General features: G+C 33.6%; 11 protein-coding genes, 2 rRNA genes and 1 other RNA gene. 8 read left to right on the forward strand and 6 right to left on the reverse strand.

Annotated features, from left to right (window positions below; translation table 11 throughout):
• Window positions 1–88 precede the first annotated feature (88 nt).
• Entirely contained in the window at window positions 89–1,699 is a 1,611-nt protein-coding gene (locus GKC53_00540; GenBank protein QRN40664.1) for an AMP-binding protein, read from the reverse strand.
• Between the two features lie 129 nt (window positions 1,700–1,828).
• Between GKC53_00540 and GKC53_00545 the strand changes: the two genes are divergently transcribed.
• From GKC53_00545 to GKC53_00565, 5 genes are all read left to right on the forward strand, one after another.
• Window positions 1,829–3,073, forward strand: a complete 1,245-nt coding sequence (locus GKC53_00545; protein ID QRN40665.1) for a SidA/IucD/PvdA family monooxygenase — start codon at window positions 1,829–1,831, stop codon at window positions 3,071–3,073.
• 18 nt (window positions 3,074–3,091) lie between these two features.
• A complete protein-coding gene (locus GKC53_00550; GenBank protein QRN40666.1) occupies window positions 3,092–4,405 on the forward strand; it encodes a salicylate synthase in 1,314 nt (437 codons plus the stop codon).
• A gap of 14 nt (window positions 4,406–4,419) precedes the next feature.
• Window positions 4,420–5,154 (forward strand): 4'-phosphopantetheinyl transferase superfamily protein, encoded by a 735-nt coding sequence (locus tag GKC53_00555; protein QRN40667.1) that lies wholly within the window; start codon window positions 4,420–4,422, stop codon window positions 5,152–5,154.
• A gap of 90 nt (window positions 5,155–5,244) precedes the next feature.
• On the forward strand, window positions 5,245–6,375 hold the full coding sequence (locus GKC53_00560) for an alpha/beta fold hydrolase (protein ID QRN40668.1): 1,131 nt from the start codon (window positions 5,245–5,247) through the stop codon (window positions 6,373–6,375).
• A gap of 204 nt (window positions 6,376–6,579) precedes the next feature.
• Window positions 6,580–8,859, forward strand: a complete 2,280-nt coding sequence (locus GKC53_00565; protein ID QRN40669.1) for a TonB-dependent receptor plug domain-containing protein — start codon at window positions 6,580–6,582, stop codon at window positions 8,857–8,859.
• Window positions 8,860–8,953: 94 nt separating this feature from the next.
• Here the strand turns inward: GKC53_00565 and GKC53_00570 are convergent, their stop codons facing one another.
• Window positions 8,954–10,393 (reverse strand): hypothetical protein, encoded by a 1,440-nt coding sequence (locus tag GKC53_00570; GenBank protein QRN40670.1) that lies wholly within the window; start codon window positions 10,391–10,393, stop codon window positions 8,954–8,956.
• A gap of 1,277 nt (window positions 10,394–11,670) precedes the next feature.
• On the opposite strand from GKC53_00570, the gene GKC53_00575 reads away from it, so the two are divergent.
• Both GKC53_00575 and rrf read left to right on the forward strand, forming a co-directional pair.
• Window positions 11,671–14,568: ribosomal RNA gene (locus GKC53_00575) — 23S ribosomal RNA — on the forward strand.
• 131 nt (window positions 14,569–14,699) lie between these two features.
• Window positions 14,700–14,813: ribosomal RNA gene (gene rrf / locus GKC53_00580) — 5S ribosomal RNA — on the forward strand.
• A gap of 104 nt (window positions 14,814–14,917) precedes the next feature.
• Here rrf and GKC53_00585 read toward each other — a convergent pair.
• Complete coding sequence (locus tag GKC53_00585) at window positions 14,918–15,826, reverse strand: DUF1275 domain-containing protein (protein ID QRN40671.1); 909 nt, start codon at window positions 15,824–15,826, stop codon at window positions 14,918–14,920.
• Between the two features lie 455 nt (window positions 15,827–16,281).
• Here GKC53_00585 and ffs point away from each other — a divergent pair.
• Window positions 16,282–16,379, forward strand: an RNA gene (gene ffs / locus GKC53_00590) — signal recognition particle sRNA small type.
• 4 nt (window positions 16,380–16,383) lie between these two features.
• On the opposite strand, the gene GKC53_00595 is transcribed toward ffs, so the two are convergent.
• The 3 genes from GKC53_00595 to GKC53_00605 are packed head-to-tail and all read right to left on the reverse strand — an operon-like array spanning window position 16,384 to window position 18,864.
• Window positions 16,384–16,878, reverse strand: a complete 495-nt coding sequence (locus tag GKC53_00595) for a prepilin-type N-terminal cleavage/methylation domain-containing protein (GenBank protein ID QRN40672.1) — start codon at window positions 16,876–16,878, stop codon at window positions 16,384–16,386.
• Window positions 16,871–17,554 carry a hypothetical protein gene (locus tag GKC53_00600; GenBank protein QRN40673.1) on the reverse strand — a complete coding sequence of 228 codons (684 nt, stop codon included), beginning with the start codon at window positions 17,552–17,554 and terminating at the stop codon, window positions 16,871–16,873. Before GKC53_00600 ends, GKC53_00595 begins: the two co-directional genes overlap by 8 nt.
• Window positions 17,527–18,864, reverse strand: a complete 1,338-nt coding sequence (locus GKC53_00605; protein ID QRN40674.1) for a prepilin-type N-terminal cleavage/methylation domain-containing protein — start codon at window positions 18,862–18,864, stop codon at window positions 17,527–17,529. The genes GKC53_00600 and GKC53_00605 overlap by 28 nt, the downstream gene beginning before the upstream one ends.
• Window positions 18,865–18,866 lie beyond the last annotated feature (2 nt).

The following is an 18,866-nucleotide window of genomic DNA, read 5'->3' on the forward strand; positions in this document are numbered from 1 at the left end:
CGAAACAAATTATCACTCAGATTGTTTTTTGACAATCAAAATTAAATTTTTAGCGAATTAAAATCCTTTTAATATTACTACTATTCGATCAAGAACAAAGCTTACGGATAATTTTCTTTTTATCAATTTTATTGATGGATGTTTTAGGTAGTTTTTTTTCAATCACCAATTCATCAGGAATTTTAAAGGTTGCAACTTGATTCTGGGAAAAATATTTTCTAATTTCTGAGTAGTTTGGAGGATTATCTCCAGTAATAACCAGACAAGATTTTTCACCTAGAACTTCATCTGGCAGACCAACTAGTGCTGCTTCTTTGATATTTGGATGTGACATAGCTAATTCTTCAATTTCCGAGCAATCAATATTTTCTCCAGCACGTATTATTATATCTTTGATTCTCCCAGTAATAATGACATCTCCTGATTTAAGGAGCCTTACTTTATCACCAGTGCGATAAAACCCATCTGGTGAAAAGCTATCATGGTTAGCTCTTTCGTTGCCATAGTAACCTCTTATTGTATAAGGTCCTCTGACTAATAATTCTCCTTCGCTACCTAATGGAAGGGGATTTCCATCTTCACCTATAATTTTTAGTTCATCGTAGGAGCTCATTGGTTTACCTTGAGTCATCCAGGTTAATTTCCTAAGTGAGTTTAGTTCAGTAAAACATATTAATCCTTCGGCCATACCATAAACTTGTTGTAATTTTCTACCAATAATTTGATCGAATGCTTGAGCACATTGTGGGCTAAAACGAGCACCTCCAACCTGAATAACTCTTATTGATGATAAATCAATGGGTTCTCTTTGCAGTGTTTCAGTCCATAAATTCGCAATTGATGGTACCAGAGCAGTGATAGTCACTTTATGATCATTGATCACTTTAAATACGTTTTCTGGACTAGGGTTATTACACTGAACCAGTGAGGAGCCTGTCATAATTGATCCTAATATGCCAGGTGCAGAGAGTATAAAATTATGGGCGACTGGAAGTATGCTTAAATATATATCACTAGAACTAAGCTGAGTTTGTTTGATAGCACATTGAATATTATAGTAATAATCATTGTGTGATCGCGCAATAACTTTTGGTTTACCTGTCGTCCCACCAGAAACTAGCATAAGACCAGGATCATTACTTGAAACTAGTTTTTTGATTTCTAGAAATTTGGGAATTTTATTATGTTGATATGTTGGACTTGGTAAAGAGTCTATTAAAAGAACTTGTATGGGGTTATTTGCTTGCTTAGTTATTGTTGTATACATAGATAGATGATTTTTCGCTGATATAAAATTTTTTTCAGTTATGATAAAACTGGCACAAACAGTATTAACTAAATTTAATAATTCTTTTTTTTGGTGACCAGGTAATGATAATAAAGGAATCACTCCGATTCTTAAGCACGAAAAGAAAGCCAATAAAAAATTTCTTAATGACTCAATTTGTATGGTAACTACTTGATACGGTCTAAGTCCTACTTGCCATAGAATATTTGCATTTAATTCAACTTGTGCTAAAAAACTTGAATAAGTGTTATATTCATTTTTATTGAGAATTAATTTATTTTGTGGAAATTTTTGACTTGCATCAAGTAGTATTTCATACAATAATTTGAATTTAAATAACTTATTCATTATGTAAGTATTTTCTAATTTTTCATCCAGATATTTATATTTAGATAAGATCCTTTGACGCATTTTATTTCCAATCGAATTATAGGTTATTAGGCAAAAACATGATGTTTAAAAAATATTGTGAACATTAAATAATATTATTATAATGATAATGATAATTATTATAATTTATAATTAAACTGGAGTAAATCTATGGAAAAAAAATATGATGTTGTTGGTGTGGGCTTTGGTCCTTCTAATTTGGCATTATCAATTGCAATAGAAGAATATAATAGCTTTAATACTAACAAGATAAAGTCTTTATTTTTAGAAAGTAAACCTAATTTTACCTGGTATCCTGATATGATGTTGCCAGACTCAAGTATGCAGATTGCTTTCCCAAAAGATTTGGTCACATTCCGAAATCCTAGAAGTGAATATACTTTTTTTAATTACTTGTTTGAGAAAGGAAGATTGGCTGATTTCGTCAATTTAAGGTCTTTTTATCCATTTAGAGTAGAGTTTGCAGACTATTTAAAATGGGCGTCTAAAAAAATTCGGATTCCAGTAAAATATTCCAGTAAAGTAACAAGTATACAACAAAATCATAACCTTATTAGTCTATCTTATATCAATGAAGCCAATGAGCAAAAAAATATCATTACTGAAAATGTAGTGATAGGAATGGGGTTATCTCCCAAGTTGCCACAATCAATTAGATCAGGTATCAGAGTCTTTCACAACTACAATATACTAGATTCTATTAAGAAGGTAAAAGATTTCAAACATAATAAAGTAGCAATATTAGGTGCTGGGCAAAGTGCAGCTGAAGTAATTAATTATTTCTATCATGAATTTCCCGATATGGATATTTACGCCATTTTTTCAAGATTTGGGTTAACTCCTTCTGATAGTACACCTTATAATAATCAAATTTTCGATTCCGAAGTAGTTAACGACTGGTATGAAACAAGCCAAGAAACTAGGAATTTATTGTTTAATTATCATAAAACAACTAATTATTCTGTAGTTGATGAGGATTTAATTAATAAGATATACGAACTACAATACAAAGATACCTTGCTCAATAAAAATAGAATTTATATGAAGAATGCGTCTATTATTGAAGATTGTGAAGAAAAAGAAGATAGTGTTTGTTTGAAGATAAAAGATTTATTTACTCAAAATATTCAAGAATTAAATGTGGATATTTTAGTTTGTGCCACAGGATTTGAGCCAACTAGTATTAAAAATATATTAGCACATCCAGAGGATTATTCTTTTAATGGAGAATCACCTACAGTGACCAGAAATTATCAATTGGAAAAGAAAAATAATGAAGTATCCTCAATCTATTTGAATGGTTGTACAGAAAACTCTCATGGGTTTAGTTCTACTTTATTGTCTGTTACTGCAGTCAGAGCAGGAGAGATATTAAGTAGCATTACTTTAAAATAAATAACCAGTGAGAATGAAATGACGATGAAAATAGATAGTAAACAAATTCCTTATATATTAAGTTTTTTAGCAGATAAATATACTGATAACGATTATTTTGCCTATGAATCTCCTCAAGAATCATTTTTTGCATTGGGAAATAAAAAAATGATTAAACTTTATTCGGACAGAGTGGAGTTATTTGTTGATGGTAACATTCATTCTATTGAAGGAAGGTTTGCTAAACCTTCTATTGAGTTGAATTATTATACTAAAAATTTTTTAGGATCAGAGGAAAGAATTTTTGTAGGTGTTACTTTTGAGTTTTCTATTGAGGAGTTGAGTGTATTTGAAGAATTAGAAAAAAATATATTATTAGCTTTTTTATTTATTCCAAACGTTGAAATTAAAATAACAACAGAAAATATTTCATCAATGGGGGATGCAGAATTGGTATCTGAAATAAACGATGAAATAAAGAAAGAAATGAGAAAATTCGATGATAACAATTTAAAGAGTGAGTTTTATAACCACGTTTATTATCGTACAGATGATTCTTATAAGGAAAGAGTTAAGATAGCAGTGACTGAGATTTTGGATAAAAAATATGATAAAGTTATTCTCTCTCGTAAAATTTCCGTACCTTTTGAAATAGATTTCTCCAAATCATATTTAAATGGCCGATTAGCTAACAATCCTGCTCGTTCATTTATTTTGAATTGTGTTGGGATACAGTCTTTTGGCTTCAGTCCTGAGCTTGTGGCGAGAATCGAACCTGATGGTAGGGTGATGACAGAGCCTTTAGCGGGAACGAGAACATTGAAAAATAATTTTAAAGAAAATGATGAATTAAAAAATGAATTATATACAGATATTAAGGAGGTATTTGAACATGCTATTTCAGTTAAGGTAGCATGTGATGAAATTAGTAGAATTAGCAATAATGGTAAAGCCAATATAACAGAGTTTATGGTTGTTAAAGAAAGAGGTACTGTTCAACATATGGCTTCTTCAGTCGAAGGATGGATGGAAAAAGAATTGAGTGTTTTTTCAGTATTGGCATCTTTATTTCCATCGGTTACCGCTTCTGGATTACCTAAAAAATATGCTATTGAAGCCATCAATCGTTTAGATGATATGCCCAGGGGTCTTTATTCTGGTGGTGTCGGTTATTTTGATCCTAAAGGTGTGTTTGATATAACCTTAGTACTAAGATCCATTTTAAAAGTTGGTGAAGATACCTTCTTAAGGGTTGGGGCGGGGATTGTTTCTGATTCTAATCCAGAAAGAGAATATGAAGAAACTTGTGAAAAGGTATCTTCGATTGCACCTTATCTGGTTAAAAATAGATAGATGGTTGTTGTGTTATGACTGAGATATGGATAGTTGAGTTAGATAAAATAAATATTGATGTGAAAAAATATATGCATATATTTTCTGATGAGGAGATCAAAAAATATCATGGTTTCGTAAGGGAATTTGATGCAATTTCGTATTTAAAATCGCATTTATTAATGAAAATCATTCTGGCTAAAAAAATATCTCAGTCTATTCATGGTCTTAATTCGTATTTTTATAGTAACCAATATGGTAAGCCTTATTTATTAAATGGCCCTTTTTTTTCAATAAGTCATACTAATGGATTATTTGCCATAGCTATTTCAGACTTTGATGTTGGTGTGGATATAGAAAATATAAGTAGAAACATATTAACTTTTGAAGATCTTGATTTCATTTTGGGTAAGGCAGAAAAAGATTTTATTGCTACTATTAGTGATAGTGAAAAGGATTTGGTATTGTTGTGGCATATTTGGGTAAGGAAAGAGTCTATTGTAAAGGCTTTGGGTTATGGATTATATCAACCACTGGAACATGTTGTTATTCCACTTAAAAAACTATTTTTTTCTGTTTACCAAGGAAGAGAAAGATTTCTGTGTAAGGAAAAAAATAATTTAATAAGAATTATGAGTGGATGTCAATTAAATCTTCCTTTAGGTTATGTTGGATTTGTTGTTTCTAGAAATCTTAATAATATTAGGCAGTATATTTTTAATAAAGATTATCAATTTTTTGATATCTGTGATGTTTTAATGGAGGTATGATTTTTATAGATAATACATGGTTAGTAGTTTTGTTTTCTACTGTTTATGACAATTTTAATTTAAGAGATAGGATGATTAGTTTTTAGTTCAATGAGAAATTTTTTGTTATTTAGTACCATATTCTTATTTTCAAGCTGTGTTGAACACAATATGCAAATGGAAGTGAAGCATATTCGTCAAAGAGGTCAGCCTTTTTCCTATACAGCCTATAAGCCAATTTTTTCGATTGATAAATATATTGACAAAGCTTTTGAATATGTTTATTTCACAACAGCCGATAATAATAAATTGGTTAAAGCTTCTGCTATTTATTTATTACCTAAAAATTCTAAAAATAAAATAGTTGTGTTGGCACATCCTGTTACAGGAATTGGCAAAAGTTGTGGTATAGAAGGAAATTTATATCAATGGGCAATTTCGAATTATATTCAAGCGTTATTAAAAAATCATTACAGAGTGATTTTACCAAATTACCGAGGCTTAGGATTGAGTGATACTTCACATAGATTTCTAAATGCAAATGATGCAGCTATGGATGTACTCGATGCTATTCAAGCGAGTATTAAATTATTTGAATTGGATGTTGATATACCTATTGTGTTATGGGGATATTCTCAGGGGGGACAAGCTACCCAAAGAGCAAGTGAAATAGTTAGCTTTTATGCACCTAGTTTAAATATATTAGGTTCTATTCAGAATTCAGCACCTTTAATATTGTCTTCTGCTCTGGAGGATTTTATTGATAAAAAAATTAATGTATTTCACTATATGTTGATACCTTATATGTTATCAGGGATTATTCAAACTACACCTGAATTAAAACCCTTGGAAGAAACAATTTTCAATAATAAATTGCAAATTCTTTCAACTTTATGTTCTTTTAGTGCACCTTTGTCTTTAGTAGCTGGGAATTTTTCTTTAGACATTTCCAGAATTTCTGAGCGACAGTTGAACATCATCAGATCCTACTTTGTAGCACAAGATGCACCTAAATACCACACAAATATTCCATTATTGTTAATTTATGGAGAGAATGATGAAGTTGTACAAAAGCGATGGCGAGAAAATCTGATGGAAAAATTTTGTGAAAAAAAATTATTTGTGCACTATATAGAGAGAAAAGGTGGCCATATGAGTCATGAGGATATTAATATTTCTCTTCCTTGGATTGAAGATCGATTTTCTAATATCCCAGCTAAAAATGATTGTTTGCATCATTGAAAAGAATGAGTTGCTATTTTTATTTCAGTGTATCTGATTCAATAGTTTAATTCTGTTTTATAAACACGACATATATACGTTTATTTTACTTCGAATTTTGTTAAATATTAGTTTTTGAAATTTTTAAAGAGTATTATTAACCAACATTTAAAACAATAATAATTATCATTATTATTTTTTTAAATTAAAAAAGGAGATTATGTTATGCAATTGAATAGAATCGTTATGATATTAAGTACATTATTCATATCTAGTTTGAATTCTATTATTTTTGCTTCTCATTCAGATGAGAATGATGGTGCTGATGATCAAAAAAATAATTCAGTACAAGAAGTTATTAAAAATGATTTAGATAAAGCTGCCTCAGTATTTAAATTACCGACTATTGAGGTATTAGGTTATGGATTTAAAGAAAAATTAAATACCATTTCAGGAAGTGTGGATGTATATACGCAAGATGATATTTTACGTACTCAGAGTAAAAATTTAAATGAACTAATTAAAAATACACCTGGATTTCAGTCCATGAGTTTTGCGATGGTTGATTATATGATTATTCGTGGTACTGGCAGTATGTATGATGTAAAAGGTAAATCTCATTCAGTTTTCCTAAACGGAATTCCGTTACCATCGACTGAGTCAAAAAATTTACTTTTAACTGATGATATCAGTGCTGTTGAAGTAATGAAAGGTCCTCAACATATTCTGTATGGTAGCCAGTCACGTTCTGGTGCGATTAGCGTCTATACTAAAAGACCTAGTCAAACTAAAGGGGTGATTGCTTTGGGTTTTGGTAATGATAACATTAGAAATATTTCATGGAATCAAAGTGTTAAAATTAATGATTATGTAAGTTTAAGTCTTGGTATTGATCGACTACATGATGGGGGGTTTGTTAAGAATTTAACAACTGGACAAAAAAGAGGTGGTTTTACTGCTAATAACTATGACATTAGATTGTTTTTAAAACCTAGTACAAAAACTTTCCTGGATTTTTATTTTAATAATCAAAAAATAAATGCTAAAAAACCTGTTATGACTCATTTTGGTAGAAATTTACAACCATTAACCTATTATTTTTCAAGCTTTGATACGGCACAAACTCCGATGTTAGAGGGATCTAAATTAAATTTTTGGGAACAAAGAAATGATTATGGTGGAGATACTCAACGTAGAACTCGGTCTTTTTCAACCTCATTAGAACATTATTTTAATGACAATATGTCTTTAAAATATATTTATTCAAATTCAAAATATAATGAGACAGGTAATATTGATATAGATAATACCGATGTTGATTTTATTAAAAAAATTGGGTTATTACATGTCACTCATGATTATAAAGCATATTCATCTTATCAAGACTTAAGACTTACAGGTGAATATGATCTATTTAAATGGATTTTTGGTATTTCTAAAACGATTGATTATAACCGAAGGCTAGCGGCAGGTAATCCTTTTGGTATTACTGCTAGGGGTATGAGAATGGGAGATACGGTAAAAGGTAAAGCTGTCTATACACAATGGAAAATAATACCTAGCCAATATATTGATTTTATTTTAGGTTTTAGACGTCAAGTTGATAAAGTTACACCAGAATTTTATTCATTTAGTGATAATGATTTGGTTAATACTGTTTATGATAAATGGATAGATCCTTTCCTAACCAATGTCATTAAAGGAGGTACTTTACCTAGTGTATATTCAAGTGCTGCTAATCTTTGGTCTGGAACTTTGACCTTGCATTTTACACCTAAAATTAGTTTATATACAACGGCATCTAAAGGTTATGTGTCAGGTGGTTATCAAAGTTTTATTACTAATAATTTAATACGTCCTGAAAGAGGGATTTCAAGGGAAATTGGATTTAAATCTCAATTGTTTGATGATAGGTTATTTTTAGTAGGTGCTATTTATAAAAATAAATATCGTAATTATCAGTTTTTTAATTTCTTGAAATATTCTTTAGAAAACATTCCCAACTTTGAATCTAAAGGTTATGAGATCGCTAGTTATTTTATACTACATCCTAACGTCACTATAGGATTAACTCATAGTAAAGTCGATCCTAGAATTAAAGATTATCAAATGCAAGATTCTTTTGGGTTTGTGAAAGCAGGATTTTATGATGCTTATTCGGATTTAACAACTTTTAGGAATAAAACAATCCCTTGGATACCAAAATCTAATTCACATTTAGATTTAATTATTAATGGAAAGATTCAATCGACGGATGTTATTTGGACTACAACCGTTAGTAGACGGGGAAAAATGTATATAGATTTTGGTAATAAATTAGCCCTCAAGCCAATGCATACACTAGATTCTTCTGTTGTATTCAAAAAGAAGAAACATGATATTGTTGTATGGGCTAAAAATTTGACCAATAAAAAATATTTTAGTAATGCTGTTTCATCAGGAGTTAACTTGGGAACTTATGGTAGAAGTCGTAGTTTCGGTATTACTTATAAGGTTACAATTTAGGTTTTTAAAAAATCACTAGAAGAAGTCTTTTCTTTTATGGTTTATTGATAAAAAAATACTCCTAGTTTAACTAGGAGTATTTTTTCTGTAATCATTAAAACTTTTTTGTTAATTGTACACCAAGTATATTGGCATAGGATTTGAAATCTGCATTACCAGAGGATCTGCTGGATACACAACTTTTAGCACTTGAGCCAGATTCAGTATTTCCACCGCACCAACCATTCACATGAGCTGAGGCATTTTTGACCTTGAAATATGTGTAAGATATTGATAAATATGTTTTATCATTGATTTTATATTTTGTACCAAGGCCTAATCCATAACGATCATTATCAGGCATAGCTGAAATTCTGTATTCAGGATTTGTGACTGTGCTTTTATCGTATGATATACCATAACGCAGCTGTAATGGTTCAGTAATTTGATAAGTTCCCCCCAAAGAAAATTTCCAGCCAGATCTAAAATTTGGGTTGAAGTTGGTCTGATTCCCGGTTGTTTTTTTTCCTACATTGACTGCATCTGCTATAGTTTTAGACTCTTTCCATTGAATAGTCAGATTTGTAAATCTAGAATGTCGACCATAAGAAGCATCACCAAATAGATTTATTTGTGGGGTGACTTTCCAAGCGCCATGGATAGAAATAATTTCAGGAAGTGTGATACCCACTTTCCCCTCCTCTTCTACGACATAGCCAGCATTACGAATACCATTATAAAATTTTTCACCTAGAATGGGACAGCTAAATGCACTACCATCAAGATGCCACTCAGCCTTTCCCTTTAATGTATGTGCTATTTTAGAGCGGTAGGAGAGACCAATTCTAAGACTATCATTGATATCCCATAACCAGCCTAGACTGTAGCCCAGGCTCCAATCATCGCCTTTTATTTTTGCGTAACCATCACCAGCACCATTTTGAACCAGGTTGAAGTAGTTCCCAAGAATCGGAATACCTTTATTCATTGCAGGGCTAAAGTCAGCAAATTGTTTCAATTTTGCCTTTGTATATTCTGCAATTAATCCAAGCCCTATTGAGTGATTAGGGGTAATACGGAATGCAAAAGTTGGGTTGAAAGCGATGGACTGTAATTTTGCTTGGGTTATATTGTAACGTAAAACAGAATCGTCAGAATATTTAGTTTCAGCTCCAAAAGGGGCGTATATACCTAACCCAAAGGTAGCTGTATCATTGATCTGGTAAGATAAAAAAAATTGAGGAACTGGTGTTGTTCCTGATATTTTTCCACCTTGTTTACCGGATACTGATACGTGGGTAGAAAAATACTTTGCTTGTGCATTATAGTACTTAATATGCATATCTATGATGAACAGAGAGCTAGATATTTGCAATCCGTCTAGATGAGCTAACCCAGCTGGGTTATAATATATGGTACTTGGTTCTGCTGCTTCTGCTTTGTTTGCTGTTGCTGTACTCATCGAATCTGCTGATTGAACGTCTAAAATAAATCCTGACGCATTCACTTCCCCATATATTAGTGCTAAAATGGACAGTGTTATTATTTTTTTCATTTTGTTTCCCCTGCTTGTAATTAGGATTAATTAAGATTAAATAAAATAGTCAAAAAATTTAATTATACCATAATAATATTACAGTATAATAACTTCTTTTATATTCAATAAAATAAACGGGGGGAATTTTATTTTTCAAGGTATGTCAATGTGTGTCAATTTTTTTTTCTTTAGTATATTTTCTTGGCTGTGATACATTACCCTTTGTAAGTATTTTTGAATATATCTGATTGAAAATTATATGAAAATAGTAAATTTCTCTAAAAAGTAAATTGATATTTATAATATTACATAACTTAATTTTTTATTGTGTATTGTTAATATCAAATTTTTAAAAAATTATTTTATTTTTGTAAATTTATAATATTTATTTGAGTGTCTTTAATTAGCAAAATTGTGCTGTCAATTATTTCAACCATTTTATTAAAATTTTACTAGTTTGAAAAATGATTTTCAGGGAAATTGAGGTAATTGAACCATCACGATTAAGTATTATTCCCTGGCTATCATTCCATTTTTGGTAGATCTGAATCTTGCCTGAAAGTAATTATTAGGAGCTTCAAGTACGGTGAATTTGTTTTGTGAGATGGTTGTATTTATTTCAAAATTATTATGCATAATTAGGTGTGTGTAATTCAATATTTCTTTGGTCATCGTCCCCCATGTTTTTCAATTGTTAGGAAACTTTAAATTGTTTCAAAACTGTATCTTGTGATTGGGCGGTAGGGGCTATTTTGGAATTGTCGATGTAGGCTATTGCTAATAACCTAGTTTTTTTTATTGGAATTACTCTATAAGAAAAAATGAGTAAAATCGCTATAAGTTTTTGAAAAAGAATTGCAAGAATATAATCTATGTAAAAATTTATGCTCCTATAATTAAAAAATAAACGGCAAAGCAAAATCATAAATTTGTACTTAGAACTTATACTGTTAAATAGCACCATCTAAAAATAATGAGAATGGGTATTGCTATTTTTTCTCGAGATGTATATAATCTCAAGTCTTCAATGGTTGAGGTATTTAGTTTCAATCATTCGATCTTTAACAATTGAGAAGCCGAAATCAAACACAATGAATAGAGTTGTAAAGTGATATTGAATATTGATGAGATATGACGATACGACGAATAATTGGGTAATGATTGTATCTAAAAGAAGAGATTTATAAGGGGGACAAGAGGCCTTATAAATTGAGCATTAATCTTTATTAGAGTAGGGAGCTTAAGTATTATTGCTAGTCAACGGTGGTAATATGAAGTCAGAGGTTCTTGAAATGATAGAGTCAAGTGATTTAAGTGCATCAGGTGGATGCCTTGGCGATGATAGGCGAAGAAGGACGTGATAGTCTGCGAAAAGCTTCGGGGAGTTGGCAATAAGCATTGATCCGGAGATATCCGAATGGGGAAACCCGCCTAGTATTAACTAGGCATTTTTAACTGAATACATAGGTTAAAGAAGCGAACCTAGGGAACTGAACCATCTAAGTACCTAGAGGAAAAGAAATCAACCGAGATTCCGTAAGTAGTGGCGAGCGAAAGCGGAGGAGCCTGTATATGATAATTAGTGATTTAGGAGAACAACTTGGGAAAGTTGGCCATAGAGGGTGAAAGCCCCGTATTTGAAAGATTGCTAATGGTACTAAGTATACGAGAAGTAGGGCGGGACACGAGGAATCCTGCTTGAAGATGGGGGGACCATCCTCCAAGGCTAAATACTCATCATCGACCGATAGTGAACTAGTACCGTGAGGGAAAGGTGAAAAGAACCCCGGGAGGGGAGTGAAAAGAACCTGAAACCTGATGCATACAAACAGTGGGAGCTACATTTAATGTAGTGACTGCGTACCTTTTGTATAATGGGTCAACGACTTACATTCAGTAGCGAGCTTAACCGGATAGGGGAGGCGTAGGGAAACCGAGTCTTAATAGGGCGATAGTTGCTGGGTGTAGACCCGAAACCGAGTGATCTATCCATGTCCAGGATGAAGGTTAGGTAACACTGACTGGAGGTCCGAACCTACTAATGTTGCAAAATTAGAGGATGAGGTGTGGATAGGGGTGAAAGGCCAAACAAACTCGGAGATAGCTGGTTCTCCCCGAAAACTATTTAGGTAGTGCCTTAAGAGCATACTCACGGGGGTAAAGCACTGTTATGGCTAGGGGGTCATTGCGACTTACCAACCCATGGCAAACTCAGAATACCGTGAAGTAAATTCTTAGGAGACAGACATCGGGTGCTAACGTCCGGTGTCGAGAGGGAAACAACCCAGACCGCCAGCTAAGGTCCCGAATGATCAGTTAAGTGGAAAACGAAGTGAGAAGGCATAGACAGCTAGGATGTTGGCTTAGAAGCAGCCATCATTTAAAGAAAGCGTAATAGCTCACTAGTCGAGTCGTCTTGCGCGGAAGATGTAACGGGGCTCAAACTGATAACCGAAGCTGCGGATATATACGTAAGTATGTATGGTAGGGGAGCGTTCTGTAGGCCGAAGAAGGTGCATTGAGAAATGTGCTGGAGGTATCAGAAGTGCGAATGTTGACATGAGTAGCGATAAAACGAGTGAAAAGCTCGTTCGCCGAAAGCCCAAGGTTTCCTACGCAACGTTAATCGGCGTAGGGTGAGTCGGCCCCTAAGGTGAGGCAGAAATGCGTAATCGATGGGAAACGGGTTAATATTCCCGTACTTATTTATAGTGCGATGTGGGGACGGAGAAGGTTAGGTTATCAACCTGTTGGAATAGGTTGTTTAAGCATGTAGGTAGGACACTTAGGCAAATCCGGGTGTTCAATACTGAGGTGTGATGACGAGGACTTACGGGTCCGAAGTAACTGATACCCTGCTTCCAGGAAAAGCCACTAAGCATAGCTATAAATGAACCGTACCGCAAACCGACACAGGTGGGCAGGAAGAAAATTCTAAGGCGCTTGAGAGAACTCAGGAGAAGGAACTCGGCAAAATGACACCGTAACTTCGGGAGAAGGTGTGCCCTTGGTATGTGAAGAGCCTGCGCTCGGAGCAGAAGGGGGCCGCAGAGAATCGGTGGCTGCGACTGTTTACTAAAAACACAGCACTCTGCAAACACGAAAGTGGACGTATAGGGTGTGACGCCTGCCCGGTGCTGGAAGATTAAATGATGGGGTGAGAGCTCTTGATTGAAGTCCCAGTAAACGGCGGCCGTAACTATAACGGTCCTAAGGTAGCGAAATTCCTTGTCGGGTAAGTTCCGACCTGCACGAATGGCGTAACGATGGCCACACTGTCTCCTCCTGAGACTCAGCGAAGTTGAAGTGGTTGTGAAGATGCAATCTACCCGCTGCTAGACGGAAAGACCCCGTGAACCTTTACTGTAGCTTTGCATTGGACTTTGAAGTTGTATGTGTAGGATAGGTGGGAGGCTAAGAAATAATGACGCTAGTTGTTATGGAGCCATTGGTGAAATACCACCCTTATAACTTTGAGGTTCTAACTTAGGTCTCTGAATCGAGATTAAGGACCGTGCATGGTAGGCAGTTTGACTGGGGCGGTCTCCTCCTAAAGCGTAACGGAGGAGTTCGAAGGTTACCTAGGTCCGGTCGGAAATCGGACTGATAGTATAATGGCATAAGGTAGCTTAACTGCGAGACTGACAAGTCGAGCAGGTGCGAAAGCAGGACATAGTGATCCGGTGGTTCTGAATGGAAGGGCCATCGCTCAACGGATAAAAGGTACTCCGGGGATAACAGGCTGATTCCGCCCAAGAGTTCATATCGACGGCGGAGTTTGGCACCTCGATGTCGGCTCATCACATCCTGGGGCTGTAGTTGGTCCCAAGGGTATGGCTGTTCGCCATTTAAAGTGGTACGTGAGCTGGGTTTAGAACGTCGTGAGACAGTTTGGTCCCTATCTGCAGTGGGCGTTGGAAGTTTGACGGGGGTTGCTCCTAGTACGAGAGGACCGGAGTGAACAAACCTCTGGTGTACCGGTTGTCACGCCAGTGGCATAGCCGGGTAGCTAAGTTTGGAAGAGATAAACGCTGAAAGCATCTAAGCGTGAAGCTCGCCTGAAGATGAGACTTCCCTGGAGATATAATCTCCCTAAAGAGACGTTAGAGACTATGACGTTGATAGGTCGGGTGTGTAAGTGCGGTAACGCATGAAGCTAACCGATACTAATTGCTCGTGAGGCTTGATTCTATCATTTGAAGGACTTCAGATGATGAAGGTTAATGTAACGGAGATATAGTGATTAAGATAGAGGCTTCTTGATTAAAGATAAGAAGATAAGTAGTAATAAAGAATAAAAAATAGAGAATATAAAACAAGATTGTTTGGTGGTCATAGCGAGTTGGCTCCACCCCTTCCCATCTCGAACAGGACCGTGAAACGACTCAGCGCCGATGATAGTATGGATTACCCATGTGAAAGTAGGTCACTGCCAAACTAATTACAATAAAGCCCTTGACTTATGCTTATGCGGTCAAGGGCTTTGCTTTTTTTACCGGATCTGGTATCCCCAAGAAATAATTTTGACTGGATTTTGTTTGATTAGATTTTGTATTTGTTTGAATTATTTTTATTTTTTAAATATGGTTTGTAGCGACGTAAACGATAACGTATTTTTACATCATATTGAATAGAGGCTGATCCTAAAATCAGTAAGAATAAGGCAATAGGTAATACAATCTTATAACCTAGTTCAAAAAATCCCCAGGTTCCAACATATCCTCCTATCACAAAAGAGATAATAATACCCATTAACAACTTTATTTTAGGTATGTTTATTGGGGTTCTATCTTTATTTTCTTTTTTCAAGCCTAAGTTATAAATTATTTTTGAAAGTTCAATTCCTACATCGGTAATATGACCTGTCATGTGGGTAGTTCTAATTACTCCCTTGGACAGTATGGTTAATACAGCATTATGCATACCCATAATAAAACACATTAAAATAATCAGAATATAAATAAGGGTGGTAGAAATATAGAGTTTATAACCAATTAAACCAAAAATAATTAAATAAGTTGCCTCAATCCACATAGAGAGTGCATAAGAGCTGCGATAGCGATGTTTTTTAGTCCAAATAATGATCCAACTAGAATGAGCAGAGCCTAATACAAAAGCTAATACGCATAGAAAAGAGGTTAATACCAAATACCACTTACCTAAAAAGACATCATTAGACATACTAGCCAATTCACCTGACATATGAGAGGTATATTTATTGAAGGAGAAAAAACCTACCGTATTAATAGTACCTCCTGAAAATGCCATAAAGTAAGCTAACCAACGTAACCATCGTAAGGTAATATTAGCCTCTTGTAGATATGGCAACTGGGGTGAACGAAATAATTTTCGTTTACCTATTTTTTGAGTAGGTGAAAGAGAATCTTTGATTTTATTAGAAAACATCATTATTTTAATCAATAAAAAATTTGGAAAAATTTTTAATATCATTTCTCACAAAAATTTTTAGCAACCACCTTAATACCATTTTATGAATTTGCTAATATCATATTTGATTAATGAAGACATTAATTAGTTTAATTTTTCAATTAATGAAACCCCCAGTATAACATTGATATCAAAAAAATACATAGTGAGTAATGAAAATAAGCATACTTTAATGATTGACTCAAAGGAATATATTATTGGGTCGATATATGTAGGATGAAAGAACTAGTTCAAATTTTGGAATAAAGTATATATATTTTTTTGGGACTCTCTAACTTTTCTAGATAATCATCAGTGTGCCTATCTTTGAACTTTAATTGGTATCCGAAAATAGAATCTTATCCTGGAAATTAGATCAAAAAATAATGAGTATAGATAGTTAATAAATCTTATTAGGAAAATAATTTTTATTGTGAAAAAAGATAACTCATGATATAGTTCGAGTCTAATTTATCAATGGCGGGTCTCTTCGCATTAGTCTTTGGAACAACGGGTCAGGTGCGGAAGCAAGCAGCTCACTTCATATGAATAAGTGCCGAGGGTTGGGCTCGCCTCCCTTTCTATTGGCTCAAATGAGTAGGACTGATGGTTCGACGACATATACCACCTTTTGCTTGGTATAAGGTAGGTGCCTCACGACAAATATCCATAGAAAAATCATCCAAAGACATTTGGACATAAGACTTATAATTGTGTTTTCTTTGAGGTACGGCCAATAAATAATTTGTATTAAAATTTGGTTGAATCAGAAAATAAGTATTATATTGAGGATCATTATTGGGATCAAATTTAAGTTGTTTTAAAAACACATTGTACTCATTATTGTTTTCAGGAAAACGATGCCCTTTTAATTCAAAGGCAACTAGTTCTTGAGCATATATATTTAGCATTGTTTGTGCTATCGCTAACTGAGACTTTTCACGATACTGTGAAAAGTAGCCTATGCTAAAGGTGGCAAGAATACTAAGAATAACCAAAGTAACCATAATTTCGATAATCGTAAAACCGGGTTGATGTCGGATATTGATTTTATTATACAGTTTTGTTTCAATCATAGCTCATCTCATAAGTCGATTCTAATTTGACTGTGGTTTTTAGATTTTGACCCCATGCAATCACTGTAATTCGATAACGTAATACTCGATCTGGATTAATACCTAAAAACTCTACTACATAACAAGGATTTCTGGCAGATATATTAGGGAGTTCATTTTGATTAATGGTTACTGCATTTTGACATTGTTGACCAGAGAATTCGTTAAAAACATTGGCACGTGAAGCAACAGGGATACCATTACCATACTGTTTTCCATCAATAATTGCTGTAGGTGTGCAATATCCTGGATATTTACCCCTTCCATAACAATCATTAGTAAAGTATTGAGGCCAAGTTTTACCATCAACTGTTTTTAAAGCAACTCCACCCTCTAGTAATTGGCTAAAGATAACTGGATATTCAGACTGATCATAATCAGTAATTGGAGGAAAAATATCATTTTGTGGATTAGCAAATTGTTGTGCTACTTCTTTTGCAGCAATCTTAGAAGCTTGTTCTGCAATTGATAAAGCATATTTTCGATCCGAATCATAGGAACTGCTTTTTAAGCTTAACTCTGTTGTTACATAAGTGGCTACTACCATCAAAGAAATGAGTACCAGTATAGAAAGTACCACAATGAGTATATAACCATTCTGTTGATTATTTAGTCTAATAAATTTCTGTTGGCGCATTGATTACCCCCTCTAATAGAGGAAAATATTCTAAAAGTGTTAGATGTTGTGTTCTGCCCTTGAATCATATTAATACGTACATTTTCATTAGAAATTTGATTATTATTTTGACTTAGGCCAGTCGGTTTTTCCAGATTTGGATTATTAATGGTAAGAACTACATTAATTCCAGCAGGAGGAAAAAAATATTCATCTGTCAATGGTTGATTTAAATCCACCCCTTGAAATCTTTTAGGATTAATAGGTTTAGTAGTATTAACAAAAGTTGTATTATTTTTTTCATAGAATAGATAATTATTAAATTTTTGATCAATATTTTCTGTAGATGAGCTAAAGATATCGTCATTAAAAGCACTAGGACAGCCGATGGGGTGATTATTTTTATCAAGGGCGGTTGGGTAAACAAATGATGTGTTGATACTAGCAACATAGTCAGAAATCAAAATAGGAGGACCAAAAATACCATCTTCATTCAGTTCTATTTTATATAATCCTGTTTGGCCATTAGCAGTCCCTACAACATAAGCATGAACGATGTAACGTAATAACCTAATTTCAGATACTTTTTGTTTATTGGGTTCATCTTGGTAACTAATTCTTACATCACCAAAATCAGAACTACTAAAATTTAAATTTTGATTACCACTACTGGATTTAAAAATATTAAGTGCCTGACAACTAGATAAGGCTAAATAGCCTCCTTGATTAGCAACTGATTGTAAAGATTGATAGATGTCACCATCAGTAAAAGAAATCTTGTCTATTTTATTACCATTATTTCCAAAATTAATATTTTTGATACCTGAAGAACCAAGTCCATAATAAAAGATAAGTGCATCACCCTGAGGTATAAAATTATTAATATTAAGATTCTTTCCAGGAACAACGTTAACCCCAAAGTTTTGGTTATTAGATATAGCGGAACTACCAGGTCGATCAAATACGATGGGACTACTATTGTCTACTCCATTAAAAAAAATATGAAACTCACGATTAAATTTATTATCTGTATTTTGACTGTCTTTTTGATAAAGTGAACCTAAGGATAAACAGCCAAAATTCCCAGCAAGTGAGGCATCTCTTGATATTAATTGGGAAGCATAACGTAAATCTTCTTGGATTTTTAAATTAGTTTGTGCTATATGGTTAAGACGATTTGTATAGACATAAAGAGAGCCAACCGAGAGCATGATCAAAAGTGCTAATGCACTTGCAACCACGAATTCAAGCAAAGTGAATCCTTTCTGATTGGCAAAATAAAAATGTGAGGATGGATTCATAATAGTTATATTCATAAAATAGTTATACATTT

This window comes from Neisseriaceae bacterium, from assembly GCA_016864895.1.
In the GTDB taxonomy this organism is placed as follows: Bacteria; Pseudomonadota; Gammaproteobacteria; order Burkholderiales; family Neisseriaceae; genus QFNR01.